General features: G+C 65.2%; 1 protein-coding gene. It reads left to right on the top strand.

The genetic code is table 11. The features are described 5' to 3' along the window. Positions 1-428: ATP-binding cassette domain-containing protein (locus EOD07_RS37185; RefSeq protein WP_164772995.1), on the top strand; the 428-nt coding region annotated here is incomplete at both ends.

A 428-nucleotide genomic window follows, 5' to 3' on the forward strand; every position in this document is an offset into this window, starting at 1 on the left:
GTCCATGCGTTGATGGGCGAGAATGGCGCTGGCAAATCGACGCTGATGAAGATCCTCGCCGGTGTCCATCAGCCGGATAGCGGCGCCATCCTGCTCGACGGGCGCCAGGTCGCCTTCCACAGACCGAAGGATGCCCTGGAAGCCGGCATCTCGACCGTGTTCCAGGAACTGTCGCTGCTGCCCAATTTGACGATCGCCGAAAACATGTTTCTCGGCCGGGAACCGACCACCGCTTTCGGCGGGGTCGACCATCGGCGCATGCGCCGCGAGGCGGGCAAGGCGCTTGCCGAGCTCGGCCTCACGCTCGATCCGGGCACGCTGGTCTCGATGCTCAGCATCGCGGAACGGCAGTTCGTCGAGATCGCGCACGGCATCATGACCGACGCCAGCGTGTTCATCCTCGACGAGCCGACGGCCGCGCTCAATGC

This window comes from Mesorhizobium sp. M2C.T.Ca.TU.002.02.1.1 (assembly GCF_003997225.1).